This window comes from Pseudomonas sp. EA_65y_Pfl2_P74, from assembly GCF_963970575.1.
GTDB classification, from domain to species: Bacteria; Pseudomonadota; Gammaproteobacteria; order Pseudomonadales; family Pseudomonadaceae; genus Aquipseudomonas; species Aquipseudomonas baetica_A.
Map to the genome: position 1 here is coordinate 18,831 of NZ_CAXAOQ010000007.1, position 25,781 is coordinate 44,611.

At 59.3% G+C, this 25,781-nt stretch carries 21 protein-coding genes and 2 tRNA genes; 19 read left to right on the forward strand and 4 right to left on the reverse strand.

Going from position 1 to position 25,781, the window contains the following annotated elements; all coding sequences use genetic code 11:
- The first annotated feature begins 54 nt into the window (after positions 1-54).
- From AACY18_RS06865 to AACY18_RS06920, 12 genes are all read left to right on the forward strand, one after another.
- Positions 55-1,554 (forward strand): NAD(P)H-hydrate dehydratase, encoded by a 1,500-nt coding sequence (locus tag AACY18_RS06865; protein ID WP_339464585.1) that lies wholly within the window; start codon positions 55-57, stop codon positions 1,552-1,554.
- On the forward strand, positions 1,542-2,012 hold the full coding sequence (tsaE, locus tag AACY18_RS06870) for a tRNA (adenosine(37)-N6)-threonylcarbamoyltransferase complex ATPase subunit type 1 TsaE (protein ID WP_339433656.1): 471 nt from the start codon (positions 1,542-1,544) through the stop codon (positions 2,010-2,012). The genes AACY18_RS06865 and tsaE overlap by 13 nt, the downstream gene beginning before the upstream one ends.
- A complete protein-coding gene (locus tag AACY18_RS06875; protein ID WP_339464586.1) occupies positions 2,013-3,443 on the forward strand; it encodes an N-acetylmuramoyl-L-alanine amidase in 1,431 nt (476 codons plus the stop codon).
- Complete coding sequence (mutL, locus tag AACY18_RS06880) at positions 3,440-5,350, forward strand: DNA mismatch repair endonuclease MutL (protein WP_339433657.1); 1,911 nt, start codon at positions 3,440-3,442, stop codon at positions 5,348-5,350. Before AACY18_RS06875 ends, mutL begins: the two co-directional genes overlap by 4 nt.
- Complete coding sequence (miaA, locus tag AACY18_RS06885; RefSeq protein WP_339433658.1) at positions 5,350-6,321, forward strand: tRNA (adenosine(37)-N6)-dimethylallyltransferase MiaA; 972 nt, start codon at positions 5,350-5,352, stop codon at positions 6,319-6,321. Before mutL ends, miaA begins: the two co-directional genes overlap by 1 nt.
- A 95-nt stretch (positions 6,322-6,416) precedes the next feature.
- Entirely contained in the window at positions 6,417-6,683 is a 267-nt protein-coding gene (gene hfq, locus AACY18_RS06890) for an RNA chaperone Hfq (protein WP_095109354.1), read from the forward strand.
- A 12-nt stretch (positions 6,684-6,695) separates the two neighbouring features.
- Complete coding sequence (gene hflX / locus AACY18_RS06895; protein WP_339433660.1) at positions 6,696-7,997, forward strand: ribosome rescue GTPase HflX; 1,302 nt, start codon at positions 6,696-6,698, stop codon at positions 7,995-7,997.
- Positions 7,998-8,093: 96 nt separating this feature from the next.
- Positions 8,094-9,266: an FtsH protease activity modulator HflK gene (gene hflK / locus AACY18_RS06900; protein ID WP_339433661.1), complete on the forward strand. Its 1,173-nt coding sequence runs from the start codon at positions 8,094-8,096 to the stop codon at positions 9,264-9,266.
- Positions 9,266-10,135: a protease modulator HflC gene (gene hflC / locus AACY18_RS06905; protein WP_221733092.1), complete on the forward strand. Its 870-nt coding sequence runs from the start codon at positions 9,266-9,268 to the stop codon at positions 10,133-10,135. Before hflK ends, hflC begins: the two co-directional genes overlap by 1 nt.
- Before the next feature lie 312 nt (positions 10,136-10,447).
- Positions 10,448-11,635 (forward strand): ATP phosphoribosyltransferase regulatory subunit, encoded by a 1,188-nt coding sequence (locus AACY18_RS06910; RefSeq protein ID WP_221733091.1) that lies wholly within the window; start codon positions 10,448-10,450, stop codon positions 11,633-11,635.
- 54 nt (positions 11,636-11,689) lie between these two features.
- Positions 11,690-12,982, forward strand: coding sequence for an adenylosuccinate synthase (locus AACY18_RS06915; protein ID WP_221733090.1), 1,293 nt, complete (start codon positions 11,690-11,692; stop codon positions 12,980-12,982).
- A 139-nt stretch (positions 12,983-13,121) separates the two neighbouring features.
- Positions 13,122-15,056, forward strand: a complete 1,935-nt coding sequence (locus AACY18_RS06920; RefSeq protein WP_339433662.1) for a methyl-accepting chemotaxis protein — start codon at positions 13,122-13,124, stop codon at positions 15,054-15,056.
- A gap of 80 nt (positions 15,057-15,136) precedes the next feature.
- Here the strand turns inward: AACY18_RS06920 and AACY18_RS06925 are convergent, their stop codons facing one another.
- From AACY18_RS06925 to AACY18_RS06940, 4 genes are all read right to left on the reverse strand, one after another.
- Positions 15,137-16,702, reverse strand: a complete 1,566-nt coding sequence (locus AACY18_RS06925; RefSeq protein WP_339464587.1) for an ABC transporter permease — start codon at positions 16,700-16,702, stop codon at positions 15,137-15,139.
- A complete protein-coding gene (locus AACY18_RS06930) occupies positions 16,702-17,712 on the reverse strand; it encodes an extracellular solute-binding protein (RefSeq protein ID WP_339433664.1) in 1,011 nt (336 codons plus the stop codon). Before AACY18_RS06930 ends, AACY18_RS06925 begins: the two co-directional genes overlap by 1 nt.
- Before the next feature lie 190 nt (positions 17,713-17,902).
- A tRNA-Leu gene (locus tag AACY18_RS06935) sits at positions 17,903-17,989 on the reverse strand.
- A gap of 180 nt (positions 17,990-18,169) precedes the next feature.
- A tRNA-Leu gene (locus AACY18_RS06940) sits at positions 18,170-18,256 on the reverse strand.
- A gap of 226 nt (positions 18,257-18,482) precedes the next feature.
- Here AACY18_RS06940 and rnr point away from each other — a divergent pair.
- From rnr to dnaB, 7 genes are all read left to right on the forward strand, one after another.
- Positions 18,483-21,113, forward strand: a complete 2,631-nt coding sequence (rnr, locus tag AACY18_RS06945) for a ribonuclease R (RefSeq protein WP_339464588.1) — start codon at positions 18,483-18,485, stop codon at positions 21,111-21,113.
- On the forward strand, positions 21,110-21,874 hold the full coding sequence (rlmB, locus tag AACY18_RS06950; protein WP_221733085.1) for a 23S rRNA (guanosine(2251)-2'-O)-methyltransferase RlmB: 765 nt from the start codon (positions 21,110-21,112) through the stop codon (positions 21,872-21,874). The genes rnr and rlmB overlap by 4 nt, the downstream gene beginning before the upstream one ends.
- Positions 21,875-22,181: 307 nt before the next feature.
- Positions 22,182-22,604 (forward strand): 30S ribosomal protein S6, encoded by a 423-nt coding sequence (rpsF, locus tag AACY18_RS06955; RefSeq protein ID WP_003236224.1) that lies wholly within the window; start codon positions 22,182-22,184, stop codon positions 22,602-22,604.
- Positions 22,605-22,632: 28 nt separating this feature from the next.
- Complete coding sequence (gene rpsR / locus AACY18_RS06960; RefSeq protein ID WP_002551829.1) at positions 22,633-22,863, forward strand: 30S ribosomal protein S18; 231 nt, start codon at positions 22,633-22,635, stop codon at positions 22,861-22,863.
- 36 nt (positions 22,864-22,899) lie between these two features.
- Positions 22,900-23,793, forward strand: a complete 894-nt coding sequence (locus AACY18_RS06965) for a hypothetical protein (RefSeq protein WP_339433666.1) — start codon at positions 22,900-22,902, stop codon at positions 23,791-23,793.
- 19 nt (positions 23,794-23,812) lie between these two features.
- The gene (gene rplI / locus AACY18_RS06970; protein ID WP_003186385.1) at positions 23,813-24,259 is read left to right on the forward strand and encodes a 50S ribosomal protein L9; all 447 of its coding nucleotides are present in this window, start codon (positions 23,813-23,815) and stop codon (positions 24,257-24,259) included.
- A gap of 121 nt (positions 24,260-24,380) precedes the next feature.
- The gene (dnaB, locus tag AACY18_RS06975; protein ID WP_339433667.1) at positions 24,381-25,778 is read left to right on the forward strand and encodes a replicative DNA helicase; all 1,398 of its coding nucleotides are present in this window, start codon (positions 24,381-24,383) and stop codon (positions 25,776-25,778) included.
- Positions 25,779-25,781 lie beyond the last annotated feature (3 nt).

Here is a 25,781-nt window from a genome sequence, read left to right on the forward strand (position 1 = left end):
GAAACCGGAGCTGAGGTGCGTATAATTCTGCCAGACATCGGAGCCCGAAGACGCATGCCGCACACGAAAGATGAATTACCCGACGCGCTGTACGGCGCCGCACAGGTGCGCGAACTCGATGCACGGCTCATGGCTGCCGGCACACCGGGCTTCGAATTGATGCAGCGCGCGGCGCAGGCGACCTGGCGTTCGCTGGTTCGGCAGTGGCCCACCGCCAGCGAGCTGACCGTGCTTTGCGGCCATGGCAACAACGCCGGCGACGGTTATCTGGTCGCTGCCTTGGCGCGTCGGGCCGGTTGGACGGTGCAGGTGTTGGCGGTCGGCGACCCGCAACGCTTGCAGGGTGACGCAGCACAGGCGCACGCCGAGGCTTTGGCCGAGAGTGTCGTTGTGCGGGGCTGGAGTGCCCGGTCCGAGTTGCGCGGTGTGGTTGTCGATGCCTTGCTGGGCACGGGGTTGAGTGGCGAAGTGCGTGAGCCTTATGCCTCTGCCATCAATGCGATCAACGCCAGCGGCTTGCCTGTAACGGCGGTCGATATTCCTTCGGGATTGTGCGCGGATACCGGGCGAGTGCTGGGTGTTGCCGTGCGTGCCGATCTCACGGTGACGTTTATAGGCTTGAAAGTGGGGGTGTTCACGGGCGACGCGGCGGATCATGTCGGCAAGTGGGTGTTCAATGATCTGCAGGCCCCGGCTGAAATCTACAGTGACATTGCTGTCCGTGCCCGGCGCCTCAACGTAGCTAATCTTGCGCTATTGGGCCCTCGCGAGCCGACATCTCATAAGGGTTGCTTCGGTCATTTGCTGTTGGTTGGCGGCGATCATGGCTTTGGCGGGGCGATTCTGCTCAGCAGTGAAAGCGCTCTGCGCAGCGGTACGGGTATGGTGTCGTTGGCAACGCGCCCTGAGCATGTGCCGGCGGCGCTGACCCGCGTTCCTGAAGTCATGGCGCTCGGCGTTTCTTCGGCCAACCAGTTGATGGGCTTGCTGGAGAAGGTGTCGACGCTGGTCGTAGGGCCGGGGCTTGGACAGGCGAGTTGGGGCCGGGCGTTATTGTCAGCCGCCGCCAATGCGCCGTTACCGCAAGTATGGGATGCGGACGCGCTGAATCTGCTGGCGAGCGGTTTCGTCAGTCTGCCCAAGGATTGCGTGATCACTCCGCATCCCGGCGAAGCGGCACGTTTGCTGGGGATCAGCACCGCTCAAGTGCAGGCCGACCGCCCCGCCGCAGCGCTGGCATTGAGCAAAAAATACACCGCAGTGGTGGTGCTCAAAGGTGCTGGCAGCCTGATCGCGCACCCCGATGGTCGTCTGGCGTTGTGTCACCAGGGGCATCCGGCCATGGCCACTGCCGGGCTCGGCGATGTGCTGGCAGGTTTGACCGGCGCGTTGCTGGCACAAGGCATGGACGGTTTCGATGCCGCGTGCCTGGCGGTCTGGCTGCACGCCAACGCCGGGGCGCAACAAGGAAAATGCGGCCGTGGGCTGGCGGCCAGTGATCTGATTCCAGCCATTCGTCAGTTGTTGGAGGAGCTTGCACCGTGTCTGAAGTAACCCTGTACCTGGCCGATGAACAGGCCATGAGCGACTTTGGCGCACGGATCGCCCGCGTTACCCAAGGCCATGGCCTGATTTTTCTTGAGGGCAACCTGGGCATGGGCAAAACGACCCTGTCCCGGGGGATTATTCGTGGGTTGGGGCATGTCGGGGCGGTAAAAAGTCCGACCTTCACGTTGGTCGAGCCTTATGAGATGGGCGAAATCCGCGCCTTCCACTTCGACTTGTATCGACTGGTCGATCCGGAAGAGCTGGAGTTCCTCGGTATTCGTGATTACTTCGAGGACGATGCCCTGTGCCTGATCGAGTGGCCCGATAAAGGTGCAGGCTTTTTGCCAAAGCCGGACCTGACCATTACCATTAGCCCGCAAGACAGCGGGCGTTCGCTGAAAATTTCATCCCAAGGCTCGCGTGGCGAGGCCTGGTGTGCCGCTTTGGCATTGGAATCCAATTAAATGATGGGGTTAGGTATGCGCTTTCGCGCGTTGGTGGCTGCCGCTGGACTGTTGTTGATGGCAGTAACCGTCAACGCTTTGGCCGACTCAAAGGTCAACAGCGTGCGCCTGTGGCGGGCGCCGGACAACACGCGATTGGTTTTCGACCTGAGCGGCCCGGTGCAGCACAGTGTCTTCACCCTGACCGCTCCGGACCGGTTGGTAATCGACATCAATGGCGCCACCTTGGGGGCGCCTTTGAATGTACAGACTGCAAACACGCCGATCACGGCGATACGCTCGGCCCAGCGTACGCCGACCGACCTGCGAGTGGTCGTCGACCTGAAGAAAGCCGTCACCCCGAAAAGCTTCTCGCTGGCGCCGAATGCGCAGTATGGCAACCGTCTGGTGGTCGACTTGTTCGATAACCCGGCCGACGCCGCGCCGCCGCCTGCGCCAACGCCATCGGTGGCCACCGTACCGGCGGTGCCAGTCACCCCGACAAAGCCCGAAATCAAGTTGCCGCCAGCCCCGGCTGGCAAGCTCGACATCATTGTGGTGATCGATGCCGGCCATGGCGGCGAAGACCCGGGAGCATCCGGCTCGCGCGGTCAGCGTGAGAAAGACGTGGTGTTGCAGATTGCTCGCGAATTGCAGCGTCAGGTCAACGGGATGAAAGGCTTCCGTGCCGAATTGACCCGCACCGGCGACTATTTCATCCCGTTACGTGGTCGTACCGAAATCGCCCGCAAGAAGGGCGCCGACCTGTTCGTTTCGATCCACGCCGACGCTGCGCCCTCCGCGGCAGCCTTTGGTGCTTCGGTGTTTGCCCTGTCTGATCGCGGTGCTACGTCGGAGACCGCCCGTTGGCTGGCCGACAGCGAAAACCGTTCCGACCTGATCGGTGGTGCCGGTAACGTCAGCCTCGACGACAAGGACCGCATGCTGGCAGGCGTGCTGCTCGATCTGTCGATGACCGCGTCGCTGACCTCCAGCCTCAACGTCGGCCAGAAAGTCCTGACCAACATCGGCCGGGTTACGCCGTTGCACAAACAGCGCGTCGAGCAGGCCGGTTTTATGGTGTTGAAGTCGCCGGACATTCCGTCGATTTTGGTTGAAACCGGCTTCATCTCCAATGCCAAGGAAGCCTCGAAGCTTGCTGCATCGAGCCACCAACAGGCGCTGGCACGGTCGATCAGCAGTGGCGTGCGCCAGTTCTTCCAGCAGAATCCACCGCCGGGAACTTACATTGCCTGGCTGCGTGATTCGGGGAAAATCGCCAAGGGACCTCGGGATCACCGGGTAAGCCCGGGTGAAACGCTCTCCATGATCGCCGTGCGTTATCAGGTGTCGCCAGTCACGTTGCGCAATGTCAACAATTTGAAAAGCGATGAACTGAAGGTTGGTCAGCACTTGACCATTCCTGGCACCGAACTGGCGTCCAAAGAATGAATCAGGAGCTGAGCGCAGCCCGCATCGAACTGCTCAGTCCACGGCTGGCGAACCAGATCGCCGCCGGTGAGGTGGTTGAGCGTCCGGCTTCGGTCATTAAGGAACTGTTGGAAAACAGCCTCGATTCTGGTGCCAAACGCATCGACGTCGATGTCGAGCAGGGCGGCGTCAAACTGCTGCGAGTGCGTGATGATGGCAACGGTATTTCTGCCGATGATCTGCCGTTGGCTCTGGCCCGTCACGCCACCAGCAAGATCCGTAATCTCGAAGACCTCGAACAGGTCATGAGTCTGGGTTTTCGCGGTGAGGCACTGGCATCGATCAGCTCTGTCGCGCGTCTGACCCTGACCTCGCGCACCCGTGATGCCGATCAGGCCTGGCAGGTCGAAACCGAAGGCCGGGACATGGCGCCTCGGGTTCAGCCAGCGGCACACCCGGTCGGTACGTCGGTGGAAGTGCGTGACCTGTTCTTCAATACCCCTGCGCGGCGTAAATTTCTCAAGACCGAAAAAACCGAATTCGATCATCTGCAAGAGGTGATCAAGCGCCTGGCGCTGGCGCGTTTCGACGTGGCTTTCCATCTGCGCCACAACGGCAAGACCATTCTCAGCCTGCACGAAGCCCATGATGACGCGGCCCGCGCACGACGTGTGGCGGCCATCTGTGGTTCTGGTTTTCTTGAACAGGCGTTGCCGATAGAGATCGAACGCAACGGTTTGCACCTGTGGGGCTGGGTCGGTTTGCCGACCTTCAACCGTAGTCAGGCAGATTTGCAGTATTTCTTCGTGAATGGTCGCGCGGTGCGCGACAAACTGGTGGCCCACGCGGTGCGTCAGGCGTATCGCGATGTGCTGTTCAACGGCCGTCATCCGACCTTTGCGCTGTTTTTCGAGGTCGATCCGGCGGCAGTGGACGTCAACGTGCACCCGACCAAGCACGAAGTGCGTTTCCGTGATGGACGCATGGTGCATGACTTCCTCTACGGCACGCTGCACCGTGCTTTGGGCGATGTGCGCCCGGAAGACCAACTTGCCGGCGCCGTCACCACTGCCATCGTCAGGCCAAGCGGCCTTGATGCCGGTGAATTCGGACCTCAGGGCGAAATGCGCCTGGCGGCCAATGCGCTGCTTGAGCAACCGCAGGCGCAACCGACGCTCAATGCCTCCTCTGGCGCCAGCGCTGGCGGCGCTTATCAGTATCAATACACGCCACGTCCGCAATCTGCGATGCCGCCGGCCGCCGAGGCTCAGGCCGCCTACCGGGAGTTTTTTGCGCCGCTGCCTGAAGCGAATGCCAACGCGCTACCCGCTGGACAGGAAGACATTCCACCGCTCGGTTACGCGCTGGCGCAGCTCAAGGGTATCTATATCTTGTCCGAGAACGCCCAAGGCCTGGTACTGGTGGACATGCATGCCGCTCACGAGCGGATCATGTACGAGCGCCTTAAGATCGCCATGGCCAGCGAAGGCCTCAGCGGCCAGCCGTTGCTGGTGCCGGAGTCGCTGGCGGTCAGTCAGCGCGAGGCCGACTGCGCCGAAGAGCACGCAGCGTGGTTCCAGCGTTTGGGTTTTGAATTGCAGCGCCTGGGCCCGGAGACGCTGGCGATTCGGCAGATTCCGGCCTTGCTGAAGCAGGCTGAAGCCAACCGTTTGGTCGGCGATGTGCTGTCGGACCTGATGGAATACGGCACCAGCGACCGGATTCAGGCGCACCTGAACGAACTGCTCGGCACCATGGCCTGCCACGGCGCGATCCGCGCCAACCGGCGCCTGGCCTTGCCCGAAATGAACGGCCTGCTGCGTGACATGGAAAACACTGAGCGCAGCGGTCAATGTAATCATGGCCGGCCGACCTGGACCCAATTGGGTCTGGACGATCTGGACAAACTGTTCTTGCGCGGTCGTTGATGAAGCAGCTTCCTCCAGCGATTTTCCTGATGGGCCCGACCGCTGCGGGCAAGACCGACCTGGCCATCGAACTGACCAAAGTGCTGCCGTGCGAGCTGATCAGCGTCGATTCCGCGCTGGTCTATCGAGGCATGGACATTGGCACGGCCAAACCCTCGAAAGAGCAGCTGGCTGAATTTCCGCATCGTTTGATCGACATTCTCGACCCGGCTGAAGCCTATTCGGCTGCGGATTTCCGTCGCGATGCCCTGCAAGCGATGGCAGAGATCACCTCCCGCGGGAAAATTCCGCTGCTGGTCGGCGGCACAATGCTCTATTACAAGGCTTTGGTCGAAGGTCTGGCCGATATGCCGGCCGCCGATCCCGAGGTGCGTGCGCAAATCGAAGAAGAGGCTGCACGCCTTGGCTGGCAAGCCCTGCACGATCAATTGGCGGTCATCGATCCGGTGTCTGCAGCGCGTATTCATCCGAACGATCCGCAACGCTTGAGTCGGGCGCTGGAAGTTTATCGGGTCAGCGGTCAGAGCATGACTGCCCTTCGCCAGCAACAATCTGTGCAAAGTACTGAAGCATCAGCTTCTGGCCAGCAACAATTGCCCTATACTGTCGCAAACTTGGCCATTGCCCCGGCAAATCGCCAGGTATTGCATGAGCGTATTAAACAAAGATTCACAAATATGCTGGAACAGGGGTTCATCGACGAGGTCGTAGCCCTGCGTAAAAGAAGTGACCTGCATTCAGGGTTGCCGTCTATACGTGCGGTAGGCTATCGCCAAGTCTGGGATTATCTGGATGGCAAGCTGACGTTGGCCGAAATGCAGGAGCGCGGTGTCATCGCCACGCGCCAATTGGCCAAGCGCCAGTTCACCTGGCTGCGCAGTTGGGAAGATTTACACTGGCTGGACAGTCTTGATTGCGACAATCTGCCACGCGCCTTGAAATACCTTGGGACCATCTCCATATTGAGCTGAGTCCTTGCAATTGCCGTCTATCCTTGGGGGTGTGGCGGCCAAAGCCATCTGAATTACCTATTTTTTATTATTGAATCCTTAAAGGAGTGCGGCACATGTCAAAAGGGCATTCGCTACAAGACCCTTACCTGAATACTTTACGTAAAGAGAAAGTTGGGGTTTCCATCTACCTGGTCAACGGTATCAAACTGCAAGGCACGATCGAGTCGTTCGACCAGTTCGTGATCCTGCTGAAAAACACCGTCAGCCAGATGGTCTACAAACACGCTATCTCGACAGTAGTGCCGGTTCGTCCAATTCGTCTGCCTAGCGCAACCGAAAACGAACAAGGCGACGCTGATCCAGCTCCGGGTAACGCCTGATAGGAGTCTCCTTTGTTCTTTGAGCGCCACGGTGGTGGTGAGCGAGTCATCCTCGTTCACTTGGATGGACAGGACCCTGAGGCGCGCGAAGATCCGCAGGAGTTTCAGGAACTGGCTAATTCGGCGGGCGCCGAGACCGTTGCGTTTTTTAACGTGCCGCGTCATCGGCCAACCGCCAAATTCCTGATTGGCAGCGGCAAGGTCGAGGAGCTACGCGACCTGGTCCATGCCGAGAAGGCCGATCTGGTGATTTTCAATCACATTCTCACGCCCAGTCAGGAACGTAACCTCGAACGTGTTTTCGAGTGTCGCGTGATCGACCGCACCGGTTTGATTCTCGATATTTTCGCCCAACGCGCCCGTACCCATGAGGGCAAGCTCCAGGTCGAACTGGCCCAGCTTGACCACATGAGCACCCGGCTGGTTCGTGGCTGGACTCACCTTGAGCGTCAAGGTGGTGGTATCGGCATGCGTGGTCCGGGTGAAACCCAGCTGGAAACCGACCGCCGTCTGCTGCGGGTTCGCCTGCGACAGATCAAGGGCCGCCTGGAAAAAGTACGCAGCCAGCGCGAGCAATCGCGACGCGGCCGATCGCGTGCGGATATTCCTACCGTCTCATTGGTGGGGTATACCAACGCCGGTAAATCGACGCTCTTCAATAACGTGACGAAATCCGACGTGTACGCGGCTGATCAGTTGTTTGCCACGCTGGACCCGACCTTGCGCCGTCTGGAACTGGACGACCTGGGGCCGATCGTTCTGGCCGACACTGTGGGTTTCATACGTCACTTGCCCCACAAGCTGGTCGAAGCATTTCGGTCTACGCTCGAAGAGTCCAGCAACTCTGATTTGCTGTTGCATGTGATCGATGCGGCCGAGCCGGATCGCATGTTGCAGATCGAGCAGGTGATGGTGGTGCTGGGTGAGATCGGGGCGCAAGACTTGCCGATCCTTGAGGTATACAACAAACTCGATCTGCTTGAGGGTGTTGAGCCGCAGATCCAGCGCGATGCCGATGGCAAACCGCAGCGGGTCTGGTTGTCGGCGCGGGACGGTAGTGGTCTGGAGTTGCTTGAGCAAGCCATTGCCGAGTTGCTCGGCAGTGATTTGTTTGTGGGAACCTTGCGCTTGCCGCAGCGATTCGCTCGACTGCGTGCGCAGTTCTTTGAGCTCGGTGCGGTGCAGAAAGAAGAACACGACGAAGAAGGCATCTGTCTGCTGGCCGTTCGTTTGCCCCGGGTCGAGTTGAATCGACTGGTAAGCCGCGAAGGATTGCAGCCGATGGAGTTCATCGAGCAACACACTTTGCAATAAAAGCCTGAAAAAGCGGTTGTGCCGTGAAGGCAGGCATTCTGTAGCATTGGTCGGCGCGCCGTGGGTGCGTCTTTGCTTTATCAGATGGAGAGCGCTATGGCTTGGAATGAGCCGGGTGGCAACTCGAACAATCAGGATCCTTGGGGTGGCAAGCGCCGCAATAATGGCGACCGCAAGGGGCCACCAGATCTCGACGAGGCCTTCCGTAAGCTGCAGGAAAGCCTGAACGGGTTGTTCGGTGGTGGTAAGAAACGTGGTGATGACGGCGGTGGTTCGGGCAAGAGTGGAGGCGGCTTCGGCGGTCTGCTCGGCATCGGACTGGTCGTGCTGGCGGCTGTCTGGCTGTACAGCGCGGTCTACGTAGTCGACGAGCAGGAGCAAGCCGTCGTGCTGCGCTTCGGCAAATACTACGAAACCGTTGGCCCGGGTCTGAACATCTATTTCCCGCCGATCGATAAAAAGTACATGGAAAACGTTACGCGTGAGCGTGCCTATACCAAGCAGGGTCAAATGCTCACCGAAGACGAGAACATCGTCGAAGTGCCGCTGACCGTGCAGTACAAGATCAGCAACCTTCAGGACTTCGTGCTGAACGTCGATCAACCTGAAATCAGCTTGCAGCATGCAACCGACAGCGCCCTGCGCCATGTGGTGGGTTCGACCGCCATGGACCAGGTGCTGACCGAAGGTCGTGAGTTGATGGCCAGCGAAATCAAGGAGCGTCTGCAACGCTTCCTCGATACCTATCGCACCGGTATCACCGTGACTCAGGTGAACGTACAGAACGCGGCAGCCCCGCGTGAAGTGCAGGAAGCCTTCGATGACGTGATCCGCGCGCGTGAAGACGAACAGCGTTCGCGCAACCAGGCGGAAACCTACGCCAACGGCGTCGTGCCTGAGGCGCGTGGTCAGGCCCAGCGTATCCTTGAGGATGCCAACGGTTACCGCGACGAAACGGTCTCTCGCGCCAAGGGTGAGGCAGATCGCTTCACTAAACTGGTCGCCGAATACCGCAAGGCACCTGAAGTTACCCGTGAGCGTCTGTACCTGGACACCATGCAGGAAATCTTCAGCAATACCAGCAAGGTGCTCGTGACTGGTAACAAGAACGGCCAGAGCAACCTGCTGTATTTGCCGCTGGACAAGATGATTCAGAGCGGTTCGGGTAGCAATGCGCCGGTCGCCGGTTCGGCTGCTGCCAGTAAAAACTCGGATGTCACGCCGCATGTCACTGACCTGCCGCAGTCGCGTACAAGGGAGACCCGCTGATGAGCAATAAATCGCTGATCGCCCTGATCGTTGGCGTCGTTGTGGTATTGGTTGGCTGGAACTGCTTCTACATCGTGTCTCAGACCGAGCGCGCGGTTATGCTGCAATTCGGTCGTGTGGTAGAGGCCGATGTTCAGCCAGGTCTGCATGTGAAAGTGCCTTACGTTAACCAGGTGCGTAAATTCGACGCACGTCTGATGACGCTGGATGCACCGACGCAGCGCTTCCTGACCCTGGAAAAGAAAGCCGTGATGGTCGATGCTTACGCCAAGTGGCGTGTGAAAGATGCCGAGCGCTTCTACACCGCGACTTCCGGCCTCAAGCAGATCGCCGACGAGCGTTTGTCCCGTCGTCTGGAATCCGGCCTGCGTGACCAGTTCGGTAAACGCACCCTGCATGAAGTGGTATCCGGTGAGCGCGACGCGCTGATGGCTGATATCACTGCTTCGTTGAACACGATGGCCGAGAAAGAGCTGGGTATCGAGGTGGTCGATGTCCGGGTCAAGGGTATCGATCTGCCGAAAGAAGTTAACCGCAGCGTGTTCGAGCGTATGAGCACCGAGCGTGAGCGTGAAGCTCGCGAGCACCGCGCCAAGGGTAACGAGCTGGCTGAAGGCATCCGTGCCGACGCCGATCGTCAACGCCGCGTTCTGCTGGCTGAAGCCTATCGTGAATCCGAAGAGGTTCGTGGTGACGGTGATGCCCAGGCTGCTGCGATCTACTCCAAGGCCTACGGTCAGGATCAGGAGTTCTACGCTTTCTATCGTAGCCTGCGTGCCTACCGTGAAAGCTTCGCGAACAAATCCGACGTCATGGTCCTCGACCCAAGCAGCGACTTTTTCCGTTACCTGGAAAAGTCCAAGCCTTGATACGACGTTGACCTGAATCATTCCGCCCGGCGGCTAAAACCTCGGGCGGGGTGATCCTTTGGGAAAACGTGTGTATGATGCGGCAGCCGGGAAATTCCCGGCTTTTTTGCGTCTGCACGTTTGATTGCTGTTTTTGCTGCAGAACATCGGGCTGAATAGCTCGACAGTTTTTCGAGGAAAGTGATGGGCGAGGCCGGTATCAGGCCTTTCGCTGCGTCGTTCATGCGCGTGCGTTTTGAATGGCCCGATCATTTTCTGCTTCACTCAAGGCTCGCCCTAGTGCTGGCCGCCCGGATCAAAGGGGAAGGCGTAATGGCAACGGTAGACCGCTGGCTGCTGCCAGATGGCATCGAAGAAGTACTGCCACCGGAAGCTGCGCGCATTGAAGTGGCGCGTCGTCAGGTGTTGGATCTGTTCCAGAGCTGGGGTTACGAGTTTGTCGTGACCCCCCATATCGAGTACCTGGAATCCCTGCTGACCGGCGCGGGCCAGGATCTGGATCTGCGTACCTTCAAGGTCATCGACCCGCAATCGGGCCGGCAGATGGGGTTCCGTGCCGACATCACGCCGCAAGTGGCGCGCATCGACGCACACACCCTGCGTCGCGAAGGCCCGAGTCGTCTGTGCTACGCCGGTAGCGTGCTGCATGCCCAGCCGCGTGCACTGTCGTCTTCTCGCAGCCCGATCCAGTTGGGTGCCGAGTTGTACGGCGACGCCAGCCCGAGCAGCGACGTTGAAGTGATCAGCCTGATGCTGGCCATGCTGCACCTGGCCGATGTGCCGGATGTGCACATGGACCTTGGCCATGTCGGCATTTACCGTGGTCTGGCGCGCGCCGCCGGCCTGTCCGGTGAAGTTGAGCAGCAGTTGTTCGATGCGCTGCAACGCAAGGCGATCGACGAGGTCATTACGTTGACCGAAGGCTTGCCGGCCGATCTGTCCGGCATGCTGCGTGCGCTGGTCGACCTGTGTGGTGGCCGCGAGGTGCTGGTCGCCGCCCGTGAGCGTTTGGCCAATGCGCCGGCGCCGGTGCTGGCGGCACTGGAAGATTTGCTGGCAATCGCCGAGCGTCTGTCGGCGCGATTCCCGCAGTTGCCGCTGTACTTTGATCTGGGCGAGCTGCGCGGCTACCACTACCACACCGGTGTGGTGTTCGCGGTGTTCGTGCCGGGCGTTGGCCAGTCCATCGCTCAAGGCGGTCGTTACGACGACATCGGCGCCGACTTCGGTCGCGCCCGTCCGGCGACCGGCTTCTCTACCGATTTGAAAACCCTGGTGACCCTGGGGCGTGCTGAAATCGAGCTACCGTCTGGCGGTATCTGGATGCCTGACAGTACGGATGCGGCACTCTGGCAGCAGGTTTGCCAGTTGCGCAGTGAGGGTCAGCGTGTTGTTCAGGCGTTGCCTGGACAACCTTTGGCCGCCGCCCGTGATGCGGACTGCGACCGGCAATTGATTCAGCAGAACGGGCTTTGGCAAGTATCGCCACTGGCTTCTTGAGTTTTCCTGCCGGCCATCGCCGGCACCAAGTTTGCGCGAATGAGGACAAGTGTTATGGGTAAGAATGTCGTAGTCCTGGGCACCCAGTGGGGTGATGAGGGCAAAGGCAAGATCGTTGATCTGCTGACCGAACATGCTGCCGCCGTAGTGCGCTACCAGGGTGGCCACAACGCTGGTCACACCTTGGTGATCGACGGCGAAAAAACCGTCTTGCACCTGATCCCGTCGGGCGTATTGCGCGAAGGCGTGCAGTGCCTGATCGGTAACGGCGTGGTGGTTGCACCTGACGCTCTGATGCGGGAAATCAACAAGCTGGAGGAGAAAGGCGTGCCGGTGCGCGAGCGCCTGCGTATCAGCCCGTCTTGCCCGCTGATCCTGTCCTACCACGTTGCGCTGGATCAGGCCCGTGAGAAGGCCCGTGGCGAGCTGAAGATCGGTACGACCGGTCGCGGCATCGGCCCGGCTTACGAAGACAAGGTTGCACGTCGCGGTCTGCGCATCGGTGACCTGTTCCACCGCGAGCGTTTCGCCGCCAAGCTGGGCGAGTTGCTGGATTACCACAACTTCGTACTGGTCAATTACTACAAAGAGCCGGCCATCGACTTCCAGAAGACTCTCGACGAGTGCATGGAATACGCTGAGCTGCTCAAGCCGATGATGCTCGACGTCACTGCCGAACTGCACGACCTGCGTCGCGCAGGCAAAGACATCATGTTCGAAGGCGCCCAAGGCTCGCTGCTGGACATCGACCACGGTACCTACCCGTACGTCACCAGCTCCAACACCACGGCCGGCGGCATCGCCACCGGTTCGGGCGTTGGTCCGATGTTCCTGGACTACATCCTCGGCATCACCAAGGCTTACACCACTCGTGTAGGTTCGGGGCCTTTCCCGACTGAACTGTTCGACGACGTTGGCGCATTCCTGGCCAAGCGTGGCCACGAGTTCGGTGCAACCACCGGTCGTGCCCGTCGTTGCGGCTGGTTCGACGCCGTCATCCTGCGTCGCGCTATCGATGTGAACAGCATCTCGGGCCTGTGCCTGACCAAGCTGGACGTACTGGACGGTCTGGAAACCATCAACATCTGCGTTGGCTACAAGAACGCTGATGGTGCAGTGATCGACGCACCAACTGACGCTGATAGCTACATTGGCCTTGAGCCGGTGTACGAGCAAATGCCGGGCTGGAGCGAATCGACCCTGGGTGCCAAGACCCTGGAAGAGCTGCCACAGGCTGCGCGTAACTACATCAAACGCATCGAAGAGTTGGTCGGCGCGCCGATCGACATTATTTCGACGGGCCCGGATCGCAACGAAACCATCGTTCTGCGCCATCCGTTTGCTTGATAAGTCGTTGATGTAAAAAACAAAGGCCCCTTAATTGGGGCCTTTGTCGTTTATGCCTGTTGGACGGCATGACCTTTGCTGTGATTCTGTCTACAAGAGTGCCATCAAATTAATGGCGTCAGACGTAGAGGTATTCACAGTGTCGGCCGTTCTCTCACTGTTACAAAGCCGTTTATTGCGGCCTGTATTCGTTACCCTTGGTATCGCCCTTTTGGTGCAGGTGTTGGTGGCCGTCGCCCTGACACGGAGCACGGTCACCGCGCTGGAAGCTGATCTGGCGGTGCGGCTCGGTGCTGACAGCCAGAAACTTTCCGGCGAACTGGAGCAGGCAGGGCGTGAAGTCACGTCGAGTCTTGATGCTTTGTCCGCCAACACTCGTCAGCGGCTGACCGCGGGTCTGTCGTCGCGTTTGAAGGAAGAGCAGGCGCAACTTCGCGCGACACTGGAAAAGGATCTGCAGGATTCGGCCAATGACATGGCCCAATTGCTGGCTTCCGTTGCACCTCGCGCCATGTGGGATAGCGATGTACCGACCTTGTCTGAATTCGCCCGGCGCGCCCAGCGCAACCCCAGCGTGCTGTTCGTTGTGTACGACGATGCGACCGGTCAGCACCTGACCCGTTATCTCAATCGCGAAAACCCGATCAACAAGGCCTTGCTGGAAAAGGGCCAGGGTGAGCGTGCACTGGATAAAGTGCTGGATGCGGCGAAGCACGATCCGTCGGTCTATTACCTGGAGGCGTCGATCAATCCCAATGGCGTGGAAATCGGCAAGGTGTTGATGGGGGTCTCCACGGCGTCCGTAGAGACCGATCTGGCGGCGCTGGATAAGCGCTTCTCGGCGTTGATCGCCAGCAGTGATCAGTTGGTTGGCGACAGCCTCAAAGGCGCGGCAGCCGACAGTGCGACCGCGATGCGCGCGCGCCTGCAATCGGCGCAATCGACTGCGGTAGAAATGAAAGCCAATACTGCCAGTACCGTGCAGGACGCCGCCGCGACTCTGCGCTGGCGGATCGGCATGGGCCTGGCGCTGGTCGGTGCGGGTGTGCTGCTGTTGTTGGCCGTGGTTTTGGGTCATCGTGTGGTCAATCGCCTGAAGATGCTCAACGTGGCGATGGATGATCTCGCAGCGGGTGAGGGCGATCTGACCAAGCGTGTGCAAATCAACAGCAAGGATGAGATCGGCGACATGGCCTCGGCGGTCAATCGCTTTGTGGATAAGTTGCAGCCGATCGTGCGCGAGGCGGGCGACGTGGCTCAGCGCACGGGTGTGGAAATCGGTGCGATGACCCTGCGCAATGCCGGCGCGGATGCTGCGGCCGGGATGCAGCGCGACGAAGTGGCGGAAAGTCTGCGCGCACTGTCGCAAATGGCTGATGAGGCGCAATCGGAAAGCCATGCCATGCAGGCGGCGTTGAAGCAGGTGGTCGACATTCGACAGGCCACCGATGAAAACACCCGCACGTCGGCCAAGGTCGGCAGCCTGATCGAGGCGCTCGCCGGACAGGTCGATACCGGGGCAAAAGTCATCGAGCGACTGGCGCAGCAGAGCGAGCAGATTGAAGTCGTGCTGACAGTGATTCACGGGATTGCCGAGCAAACCAATTTGCTGGCGCTGAACGCGGCTATCGAAGCGGCGCGGGCGGGCGAGACCGGGCGCGGTTTCGCCGTGGTGGCGGACGAGGTTCGTGCACTGGCGAGTAAAACCCAGAGTTCTACCGGCGACATTCAAGCGCACATTGTGGCTTTGCAGCAGGGCGCGCGTGAGGCGGTGGAGGCGATTGGTCAGGCTGGGCGTCAGGCCAGCGAAGGTTTGCTGGTGCTGCGTGACAGTGCGCGCTTACAGCAATCTGTGCAGGTGTCGGTCGAGCAGGTGCACGCGGCAATTGGTTTGGCCACGCAGGCGGCGGCGCATCAGGCGCAAGGTGCACAGGCAGTGCGTGGGCGGGTCGAGACGATTCATGCTCAAGCCGAGAAAGCGGCTCAAGCGGTGGTGGAGACCACGGCCAGTGGCAAGGTGCTGGATGGTTTGGCGGCCCAGCTCAAGGCGAGCCTGGGGCAGTTCAGGGCGTGATTCAGATCCGATTGCCAGTAGGCTGGCTCCCACAGGGGATGCATTCCACTGTGGGAGTGAGTCGGCTCGCGATGGCCGTTTCAGCGGCTCAGGTACATCCGGGTTGTCAGCAGATAAACCGGCAATCCAGAAACCACAATCAACAGCGCCGCATAAGGCGCTGCGGCCGCAAACTCGACATTCGCCGTATGCGCCCACACCTCGGTTGCCAACGTATTGAGACCGGTCGGACTCAGCAGCAACGTCGCGGTCAATTCCTTCATCGCATCCAGAAACACCAACGCAAACGCTGCGCCCAATGCCGGGAAGATGATCGGCAGTGTCACCCGGCAAAACGCCGTAAACGACGATGCGCCCAGTGTGCGTGCAGCCTCTTCCAGTTGCGGCGCTGCCTTGTTCAGTGCCGTGCGGATCGGAGCCTGAGCCAGCGGCAGGAACAACAGCGCATAAGCGATCAGCAACAGGCCGGACGTTTGATACAGCACAGGCACGTAGTGCAGGGCGAAATACACCAGCGTCAGCGCAATCACCAAACCCGGCAACGCATGCAGCAGATACGGCAAGCGTTCGGCCCAGATCGCCAGTTGGCCTTTATAGCGCACCACCAGCAGCCCGACCGGCACTGCCAGCAACAGGCACAGTGCCGCGCCACCTAGCGATAACGCCAGCGATGACAGCAGCGCCTCGGTAATGGCCGCAACCGGGAATGCAGCCGAAGAGCCTGCAGCCAGCCAGTACGCCAGCATGCCCAGTGGAATCGCGCTGCCAATGATTGCCAGGATCAGGCAATACAACTGGCCGACCGCCGCCCAAGGCCCCAGCTGAACCTGTTCAGCCTGACGCGCCGCACCTTGCCCGGTGCGCACGTGCCGGCCCTTGCCGCGCACTCGCAGTTCCAGCCACAGCAGCACCAGGCACAGCGCGAGCAGCACGGCGGACAGCATTGCTGCATTGGCGTTGCTGAATGCCAGTTCGAATTGTTGGTAGATCGCCGTGGTAAAGGTTTGCAGGCCAATGATCGACAGTGCGCCAAACTCCACCAGCATGTGTAAGGCGATCAGCAGCGAGCCCGCTAGCAGCGATGGCCAGAGCAGGGGCAGGGTGACCCGGAAAAAAACGCCCCAGCGATTCTGCCCCAAGGTGCGGGCTGACTCTTCGAGAGAAGGATCGAGATTGCGCAGGGTTGCCGCCACTGGGAGAAAGATCAGCGGGTATTTCGACAGGCTCATCACCAGAATCGCGCCGCCGAGGCCTTCGAGCTGTGCGCTCAGCGAAACCCAGGTGAAGCTGCTGACAAACGCCGGAACCGCGAACGGCAGGCACAGGATCACACCCCACAAACGCCGCCCCGGCAGATTGCTGCGCTCCAGCAGCCAGGCCAGCGACAGACCGATCACGCCGCAGGTGATAGTCACGCCGACCATCAAGGCCAGCGTATTGCGCAGTAGACCGAAGACATAGGGGCGCCACAACAAATGCAGCGCCTCGGCCCAGCCGGCCTGCCAGGTCTTTATCCCAACGTAGGCCAGCGGCAACAGGCTCAAGACCACCAATAGCAATACCGGCAGTACCAGCCAGATCGATGGTCGCTTGCGCCGTGGCACGTACCCCCCGCGCGCGGCGGGGGCGGATAACGATGCGGTCATCAGTTCAAGCCAACTTCACGTTCCAGCTCCAGTGCTTGTTCAGCATTGCCCAAATCGGCCGGTGTGACGTTCGGCGCTTCCAGTTCGCTGAACGGCTTGAGGCCGCGATCCGATTCCATGCCTTTGTGCAGCGGGTATTCGGCGGTGGTTTGGGTGATCACGCGCTGGCCTTCTTCGCTGGCCATGTAGGCGAGCAATTGCTGCGCTTCTTTTGGGTGTTTGCTGGATTTCAGCACGGCAGCGCTGGAAACGGTAATCAAGCCGCCGACATCGCCGCCGGTGAAGTAGTGCAGTTTGGAATCCAGTTGGCCTTTCTCGCGTTGCAGGGCGAACCAGTAGTAGTTGTTCACCAGTACGGCGGCGACTTCACCGTTCTCGACGGCTTTGAGCGCGACCATGTTGTTGCTGTAGGTCTTGCCGAAAGCGCGCAGGCCGGTCAGCCATTCTTCGGCGGCATCGCGACCGTGCATTTTGATGATGGCCACGGCCTGTTCCTGGAAGGCGCCGCTGGTGGGCACAAAGCCGATCTTGCCTTGCCATTTCGGCTCGGAGAATTCCATTACCGACTTCGGCAGGTCTTTTTCGTCGATCAGTGTCGGGTTGAACGCCGCCACGCGAACGCGAGCGGTGACGCCGATCCAGGTGCCGTTGCCAGCGACGTATTTTTTCGGCAGTACGGCCAGTGTGGCGTCATCGGTCTTGGCCAGCAGGCCTTGTTCGCCGAGGTTATTCAGTGGAGGGGATTCTTCGGTGTAGATCACGTCGGCGGGGGAGCGGTCGCCTTCTTCGATGATCTGGCTGGCAAGCTGATTGCTGCTGCCTTTGCGGACATTGACGTGAATGCCGGTCTTGGCTTCAAAGGCTTTGGCGATCGCGTCGCCGACTTCCTTGTGTTGGCCGTTGTAGAGAGTCAGGGAAACCGCATCGGCAGCCTGGGCGAGGGGAGTGGCGAGTGCCAGGCCGAGGAGGGTGAAGGTAAAGCCTCGGCGCAGGGTATTTCGAAACGTCATTCGCAGGGTTCCTCACTGTCGCATTGCAAAAACTTGCAACAATGATAAACGATATTGTTTCTCAAATGCGCCTTGTGGCGTACGAGCAGGTTTGCTAAGGCGAGGGGAATGGATTTTCAAATGCCAGAAACGCAAAAACCCGCTTTCGCGGGTTTCTGTGAAATCCAAGGCCTTAACCTTGAATTTGAATTGGTGCCCAGAAGAAGACTCGAACTTCCACGACCGTAAGGTCACCAGCACCTGAAGCTGGCGTGTCTACCAATTTCACCATCTGGGCAATCATCGCTAGCGTTGCCGCTGTTGATGTGGCGCACTATACGGAGCGCGTTTTAATCTGTAAACCCCTGATTTAATTTTAATAAATCAGTTTTAAGAAAACCGTTCCTTAGAATGCAAAAAACCCGCTTTCGCGGGTTTTGTGTGAGCCTTGAAACTGATCTAGTCTCAAGCTCTAAATTGGTGCCCAGAAGAAGACTCGAACTTCCACGACCGTAAGGTCACCAGCACCTGAAGCTGGCGTGTCTACCAATTTCACCATCTGGGCAGTATCGGCAGCGCATGTGCGTCGTCGATGGCGCGCACTATACGGAGCGTCTTTTTAACTGTAAACCCCTGCCAGCAAAAAAAATGGTTTTTTTTACCGGCGGTGTTCAAAACGGCTTTCCAGCTTCGATACAGGGCTTCAGAAGGGCCTTATAGAGTCGGAAATTTCCCGTTTGATGGCGCCTATGCCAAACTAACCCGTATATAGACAAGGTGAAAACTATCTAATGGCCGATTGGCAGTCCCTCGATCCCGAGGCCGCTCGTGAAGCGGAAAAATATGAAAACCCTATTCCTAGCCGCGAACTGATCCTGGCGCATCTCGCCGATCGGGGTTCGCCTGCTGCCCGCGAGCAACTGGTCGAAGAGTTTGGTCTGACCACAGAAGACCAGGTCGAAGCCCTGCGCCGCCGTCTGCGCGCCATGGAGCGCGACGCTCAACTGATCTACACCCGTCGTGGTACTTACGCGCCGGTGGATAAGCTCGACCTGATCCTCGGTCGCATCAGCGGTCACCGTGACGGCTTTGGCTTCCTGGTGCCGGACGACGGTAGCGATGACCTGTTCATGAGCCCGGCGCAAATGCGCTTGGTGTTCGACGGTGATCGCGCGCTGGCCCGTGTTTCCGGCCTCGATCGTCGCGGTCGCCGCGAAGGTGTGATCGTTGAAGTGGTGACCCGTGCTCACGAAAGCATTGTCGGTCGCTACTTTGAAGAGGGCGGCATCGGCTTCGTCGTTGCGGATAACCCGAAGATCCAGCAAGAAGTGCTGGTGACCCCGGGTCGCAATGCCAACGCCCAGATCGGCCAGTTCGTTGAGGTGAAGATCACTCACTGGCCGACACCACGCTTTCAGCCGCAAGGCGATGTGGTTGAAGTGGTCGGCAACTACATGGCGCCGGGCATGGAAATCGATGTCGCCCTGCGTACCTACGATATTCCGCACGTCTGGCCTGAAGCGGTTCTCAAAGAAGCCGCCAAGCTCAAGCCGGAAGTGGAAGACAAAGACAAAGAGAAGCGCGTCGACCTGCGCCATCTGCCGTTCGTCACCATCGACGGCGAAGATGCCCGCGACTTCGACGATGCGGTCTATTGCGAAGCCAAGCCTGGCAAGCTGCGACTGTTCTCCGGTGGCTGGAAGTTGTACGTGGCGATTGCCGACGTTTCCAGTTACGTGAAAATCGGTTCGGCGCTGGACAACGAAGCCCAGGTGCGCGGCAACTCGGTGTACTTCCCTGAGCGCGTAGTGCCGATGCTGCCAGAGCAGTTGTCCAACGGCCTCTGCTCGCTGAACCCGCATGTCGATCGTCTGGCCATGGTTTGCGAGATGACCATCTCCAAGTCTGGCGAAATGACTGACTACTGCTTCTATGAGGCGGTGATTCATTCTCACGCTCGTCTGACCTACAACAAGGTCAGCGCGATGCTGGAAACGCCGAAGGTTGCCGAAGCGCGTAAATTGCGTGGCGAATACACCGACGTCGTGCCGCACCTCAAGCAGCTTTATTCGCTGTACAAAGTGTTGCTGGCCGCCCGTCATGTGCGTGGCGCGATCGATTTCGAGACTCAGGAAACCCGGATCATCTTCGGTTCCGAGCGCAAGATTGCCGAAATCCGCCCGACCACCCGTAATGATGCGCACAAGCTGATTGAGGAATGCATGCTGGCGGCCAACGTGGCCACTGCCGAATTCCTGAAGAAACACGAAATCCCGGCGCTGTATCGTGTCCACGATGGTCCGCCGCCGGAGCGTCTGGAAAAACTGCGCGCCTTCCTCGGTGAACTTGGCCTGTCCCTGCACAAAGGCAAGGACGGCCCGTCGCCGAAGGACTATCAGGCCTTGCTGGCGAGCATCAAGGACCGTCCGGATTTCCATCTGATCCAGACCGTGATGCTGCGCTCGCTGAGCCAAGCGGTGTACAGCGCTGACAATCAGGGCCACTTCGGCCTGAATTACGAAGCCTATACCCACTTCACTTCGCCGATCCGTCGTTACCCGGATCTGCTTACGCACCGCGCGATCCGCAGCGTGATCCATTCGAAACAGGACACCCCGCACGTTCGTCGTGCCGGCGCGATGACCATTCCGAAAGCGCGCATCTATCCGTACGACGAAGCGGCACTGGAGCAACTCGGCGAGCAATGCTCGATGAGCGAGCGCCGTGCCGACGAAGCGACCCGCGACGTAGTGAACTGGCTCAAGTGCGAGTTCATGAAAGACCGCGTGGGCGAATCGTTCCCGGGTGTGATCACCGCCGTGACCGGTTTTGGCCTGTTCGTCGAACTGACCGATATCTACGTCGAAGGCCTGGTGCATGTCACCGCGCTGCCGGGTGATTACTACCACTTCGATCCTGTGCATCACCGCCTGGCGGGCGAGCGCACCGGTCGTAGCTTCCGTCTCGGCGACACTGTTGAAGTGCGCGTGATGCGCGTCGATCTTGACGAGCGCAAGATCGACTTCGAGATGGCGGAAAAAACCATCAGCGCACCGATTGGTCGCAAAAAACGCGGTCACGAAACGGCTGCTCCATCCGCCAAGGCTTCGGAAGAAAAGGCGCCGGCAAAAACCGCCAGTCGCCGTCCGGCCAAGGAAAAAGCTGTCGAAGCCTATCGCCCAAGCGATGCCGTGGCGAAAAATGCCGAGCTGCGTAAAAGCCGTGAAATGAAGAAAGCGCTGCTTTCCGACGCCAAAAACGGTGGTAAAGCGGCGTCCGGGGGAAAGACCGGGCGGTCGGCGCCTGAAAAGGCGACCGGCGGCAAGCCAGCCAAACCGAGCAAGCACCGTAAAGGCCCGCCGAAGGCGGGTTCTGCTCCAGCCAAAAGTGGCGGAGCACGTAAACCGAAGGCGAAGTCATGAGTCAGTTGGAAAAAATCTACGGCGTTCACGCGGTAGAAGCGTTGTTGCGTCACCACCCCAAGCGCGTCAAGCAGATCTGGCTGGCCGAAAGCCGTAACGATCCGCGTGTGCAGACCCTGATCGAACTGGCCAATGAAAATCGTGTCCAGGTCGGTCAGGCAGAGCGACGTGAAATGGACGCTTGGGTTGAAGGCGTGCATCAGGGCGTGGTCGCGGACGTGAGTCCTAGCCAGGTCTGGGGCGAGGCGATGCTCGACGAGTTGCTTGATCGCACCGAAGGCGCGCCGCTGTTGCTGGTGCTCGACGGCGTGACCGATCCGCATAACCTCGGTGCCTGTCTGCGTTCGGCGGATGCTGCTGGTGCGCTCGCCGTGATCGTGCCCAAAGACAAGTCGGCGACCCTGACGCCCGTCGTGCGTAAAGTGGCCTGCGGTGCGGCGGAAGTAATTCCGCTGGTGGCAGTGACCAACCTTGCGCGCACGCTGGAAAAGCTGCAGCAGCGCGGTTTGTGGGTTGTCGGTACGGCGGGCGAGGCCGAGGTCAGCATTTATGACCAGGACCTGACCGGCCCGACCATCCTGATCATGGGCGCCGAAGGCAAAGGCATGCGTCGCCTGACTCGCGAACATTGCGACTATCTGGTGAATCTGCCGATGGCCGGTAGCGTCAGCAGTCTCAACGTGTCCGTGGCGACGGGTGTATGCCTGTTCGAAGCGCAGCGCCAGCGTGGCGTCAAAGCCAAGGCCTCCGCCAAGAAATAAAGTTGTATGCAATCAATTGTGGGAGCGGGCTTGCTCGCGAAAGCGCAGTGTCAGTCGACAACAATGTTGCCTGATGTATCGCATTCGCGAGCAAGCCCGCTCCCACATTGGTTTGTGGTGAAGGCAGGGTTGGTGATTGTTCAAATAATCACCAATTGCCTTGCACCTCTTCAGTCCCTTCTCTACAATTGCGCCCCTTGCTGTCACGGCAGGCACGCATGTGCCCCGCACCGGCAAGTCCATAAGTGTCATTCACTCCTTGTCTGACCGTTTTTGAGCGGCAGGCTACAACCCGTAAGGAGCATTCATGCGTCATTACGAAATCATCTTTTTGGTCCACCCGGATCAAAGCGAGCAAGTCGGCGGCATGGTTGAGCGTTACACCAAGCTGATCGAAGAAGACGGCGGCAAAATCCACCGTCTGGAAGATTGGGGCCGTCGTCAACTGGCCTACGCAATCAACAATGTTCACAAGGCTCACTACGTGATGCTGAACGTTGAGTGCACTGGCAAGGCCCTGGCCGAGCTGGAAGACAACTTCCGCTACAACGATGCAGTGATCCGTAACCTGGTCATCCGTCGCGAAGAAGCCGTTACCGGCCAATCCGAGATGCTCAAGGCTGAAGAAAACCGCAGTGAGCGCCGTGAGCGTCGCGACCGTCCTGAGCACGAAGGCGCTGATAGCGCTGATAGTGATGACAGCGACAACAGCGATAACGCTGACGAGTAATCCACGGACCTTTTAAGGAGCCTATCAAATGGCACGTTTCTTCCGTCGTCGTAAATTCTGCCGCTTCACCGCTGAAGACGTGAAAGAGATCGATTACAAAGATCTCAACACTCTGAAAGCCTACGTATCCGAGACCGGCAAAATCGTTCCAAGCCGCATCACCGGTACCAAAGCTCGTTATCAGCGTCAGCTGGCTACCGCTATCAAGCGCGCCCGCTTCCTGGCCCTGCTGGCCTACACCGACAGCCACGGCCGCTGAGACCGGGCAGTCGACAAGTAGCAAAGGATTGAATGCATGCGTGCCTTAGCTGAGTTCATCATGCGAGGCCGTATGCAGGCCACTCTCGTGGTGGCCGGATGTGCAACATTGCCGTTGTTGTATTGGTTGGGTGCTGCCGCCGGGAGCCTTGTGCTTCTGCGGCGCGGATTGACGGACGCCCTCGGCGTTCTGTCCCTGGGGCTGCTGCCGGCATTGGTCTGGTGGTTGTATGCCGATGATCCACGCGCACTTTTAGTGCTGCTGGGGTCTTCGGGGCTTGCGTTGGTTTTGCGCGCAAGTGAGTCCTGGGTTCGCACGCTGCTGGTCAGCGTAGCCATTGGAGTGGTGTTTTCAGTGGTGCTCGGGGCGGCGTTTGCAGCCCAGATCGAGATGCTCGCGCAGGCCCTTATAAAGGTCATGCCAGCGCTTCTCGGTGAGACCTACAAGCAATTGTCGGTCGATGAGCAAGCGCGCTTCGCGTCCCTGATTGCACCGGTCCTGACCGGGCTGATTGCGGCTTTGTTGCAGATCGTCAGCGTGCTGAGCCTGATTGTCGGGCGTCATTGGCAGGCGTTGTTGTACAACCCGGGTGGTTTTGGTCGCGAGTTTCGCGCCATCCGAATCCCGCTGGGGCCGGCGATGTTACTGCTGGCGTTGATGCTTCTGGGCCCGAATCTCGGTGCACAGATGGCCATGTTGACGCCGTTGTGCAGTGTACCGCTGGTGTTCGCCGGACTTGCCCTGATTCACGGGCTGGTCGGGCAGAAGCGACTGGCCGGTTTCTGGCTGGTGGGGTTGTACGTCACGCTGTTGCTGTTCATGCAGCTGATCTATCCGTTGCTCGTGGTTCTGGCCATTGTCGACAGCCTGATTGATTTTCGCGGTCGTCACGTGTCGAAAGACACCGACAGCGCGAACGGTGAAGGTTAAAAGTTAAGAGGATTTCCACATGCAACTGATCCTTCTGGAAAAAATCGCCAACCTGGGCAACCTGGGCGACAAAGTAAACGTTAAGGCCGGTTACGGCCGTAACTACCTGCTGCCTTTCGGCAAAGCGACCGCTGCGACTGCTGCCAACCTGGCTGCGTTCGAAGAGCGTCGTGCCGAGCTGGAAAAAGCTGCCGCAGACCGTAAAGCATCGGCTGAAAGCCGTGCTGCCCAACTGGCCGAGCTGGAAGTGACCATCACTGCCACCGCTGGCGACGAAGGCAAGCTGTTCGGTTCGATCGGTACTCACGACATCGCTGACGCACTGACCGCCTCCGGCGTTGAAGTTGCGAAAAGCGAAGTTCGTCTGCCGAACGGCACCATCCGCAACGTAGGCGAATTCGACGTAGCCGTGCACCTGCACGCCGAAGTTGAAGCCACCGTACGCGTTGTCGTGGTAGCAGCTTAAGTAACACCTGATCGGCTGGCGGCTTGCCCGTCAGACGGTTAACATCGGGCACGATCCTGTTTACAGGTCGTGCCCTTTGTCTTTCTGGTACTCCCGTTTTCAACCCTGACTCCAAGTGGCCATGAACGAAATATCCGCTCCTGAGCAATACGATCTGCAAACCGCCGCCCTGAAGGTGCCGCCGCATTCCATCGAAGCCGAACAGGCTGTACTCGGTGGTCTGATGCTGGACAACAACGCCTGGGAACGCGTGCTCGATCAAGTCTCCGATGGCGATTTCTATCGACATGACCACCGTTTGATTTTCCGTGCGATCGCCAAACTGGCCGATCAGAACATGCCGATCGATGTCGTGACCCTTGCCGAGCAATTGGACAAGGAAGGTCAGACGTCGCAAGTCGGTGGCCTCGGTTATCTCGGCGAACTGGCGAAAAACACACCGTCCGTCGCCAACATCAAAGCCTATGCGCAGATCGTTCGAGAGCGAGCGACCTTGCGCCAGTTAATCGGCATCAGCACTGAAATTGCCGACAGCGCCTTCAACCCGGAAGGCCGTACGGCCGCCGAGATTCTCGACGAAGCCGAACGCCAGATCTTCCAGATCGCCGAGGCCCGGCCTAAAACCGGTGGCCCGGTCGGCGTAAACGATTTGCTGACCAAAGCCATCGACCGCATCGATACGTTGTTCAACACCGACAACGCCATCACCGGCCTGTCCACTGGTTATACCGACCTCGACGAGAAAACCAGCGGTCTGCAACCGTCCGACCTGATCATCGTCGCCGGTCGTCCGTCGATGGGTAAAACCACCTTTGCGATGAACCTGGTGGAAAACGCCGTGTTGCGCAGTGAGAAGGCCGTGCTGGTGTATTCCCTCGAGATGCCAGGCGAATCGCTGATCATGCGTATGCTGTCCTCGCTCGGCCGTATCGACCAGACCAAGGTGCGTTCCGGCCAACTGGAAGACGATGATTGGCCACGCCTGACTTCAGCGGTGAACCTGCTCAACGATCGCAAGCTGTTCATCGATGACACCGCCGGTATCAGCCCGTCGGAAATGCGCGCGCGTACTCGACGTCTGGTGCGTGAGCACGGCGATGTCGGCCTGATCATGATCGACTACTTGCAACTGATGCAGATCCCCGGCTCCAGCGGTGACAACCGGACCAACGAGATTTCCGAAATCTCGCGATCCCTGAAAGCCCTCGCCAAGGAATTCAACTGCCCGGTAGTGGCTCTGTCGCAGCTCAACCGTTCCCTGGAACAACGCCCCAACAAGCGCCCGGTAAACTCCGACTTGCGCGAATCCGGAGCGATCGAGCAGGACGCCGACGTGATCATGTTTGTGTACCGGGACGAGGTGTATCACCCGGAAACCGAGCACAAGGGCATCGCCGAAATCATCATCGGCAAGCAGCGGAACGGCCCTATCGGCTTTATCCGCCTGGCGTTCATCGGTAAATACACGCGTTTCGAAAACCTCGCGCCGGGCAGTTACAACTTCGACGACGACGAGTGATGG

What these genes read in the sequence shown, in the direction of transcription:
- rplI (WP_003186385.1), top strand. Translation starts at nt 23,813, where the DNA reads ATGCAACTGATCCTTCTGGAAAAAATCGCCAACCTGGGCAACCTGGGC.
- hflC (WP_221733092.1), top strand. Translation starts at nt 9,266, where the DNA reads ATGAGCAATAAATCGCTGATCGCCCTGATCGTTGGCGTCGTTGTGGTA.
- AACY18_RS06910 (WP_221733091.1), top strand. Translation starts at nt 10,448, where the DNA reads ATGGCAACGGTAGACCGCTGGCTGCTGCCAGATGGCATCGAAGAAGTA.
- AACY18_RS06965 (WP_339433666.1), top strand. Translation starts at nt 22,900, where the DNA reads ATGCGTGCCTTAGCTGAGTTCATCATGCGAGGCCGTATGCAGGCCACT.
- rpsR (WP_002551829.1), top strand. Translation starts at nt 22,633, where the DNA reads ATGGCACGTTTCTTCCGTCGTCGTAAATTCTGCCGCTTCACCGCTGAA.
- hflK (WP_339433661.1), top strand. Translation starts at nt 8,094, where the DNA reads ATGGCTTGGAATGAGCCGGGTGGCAACTCGAACAATCAGGATCCTTGG.
- rnr (WP_339464588.1), top strand. Translation starts at nt 18,483, where the DNA reads ATGGCCGATTGGCAGTCCCTCGATCCCGAGGCCGCTCGTGAAGCGGAA.
- hfq (WP_095109354.1), top strand. Translation starts at nt 6,417, where the DNA reads ATGTCAAAAGGGCATTCGCTACAAGACCCTTACCTGAATACTTTACGT.
- AACY18_RS06930 (WP_339433664.1), bottom strand. Translation starts at nt 17,712, where the DNA reads ATGACGTTTCGAAATACCCTGCGCCGAGGCTTTACCTTCACCCTCCTC.
- AACY18_RS06865 (WP_339464585.1), top strand. Translation starts at nt 55, where the DNA reads ATGCCGCACACGAAAGATGAATTACCCGACGCGCTGTACGGCGCCGCA.
- mutL (WP_339433657.1), top strand. Translation starts at nt 3,440, where the DNA reads ATGAATCAGGAGCTGAGCGCAGCCCGCATCGAACTGCTCAGTCCACGG.
- dnaB (WP_339433667.1), top strand. Translation starts at nt 24,381, where the DNA reads ATGAACGAAATATCCGCTCCTGAGCAATACGATCTGCAAACCGCCGCC.
- AACY18_RS06875 (WP_339464586.1), top strand. Translation starts at nt 2,013, where the DNA reads ATGATGGGGTTAGGTATGCGCTTTCGCGCGTTGGTGGCTGCCGCTGGA.
- rlmB (WP_221733085.1), top strand. Translation starts at nt 21,110, where the DNA reads ATGAGTCAGTTGGAAAAAATCTACGGCGTTCACGCGGTAGAAGCGTTG.
- rpsF (WP_003236224.1), top strand. Translation starts at nt 22,182, where the DNA reads ATGCGTCATTACGAAATCATCTTTTTGGTCCACCCGGATCAAAGCGAG.
- AACY18_RS06915 (WP_221733090.1), top strand. Translation starts at nt 11,690, where the DNA reads ATGGGTAAGAATGTCGTAGTCCTGGGCACCCAGTGGGGTGATGAGGGC.
- miaA (WP_339433658.1), top strand. Translation starts at nt 5,350, where the DNA reads ATGAAGCAGCTTCCTCCAGCGATTTTCCTGATGGGCCCGACCGCTGCG.
- AACY18_RS06925 (WP_339464587.1), bottom strand. Translation starts at nt 16,702, where the DNA reads ATGACCGCATCGTTATCCGCCCCCGCCGCGCGCGGGGGGTACGTGCCA.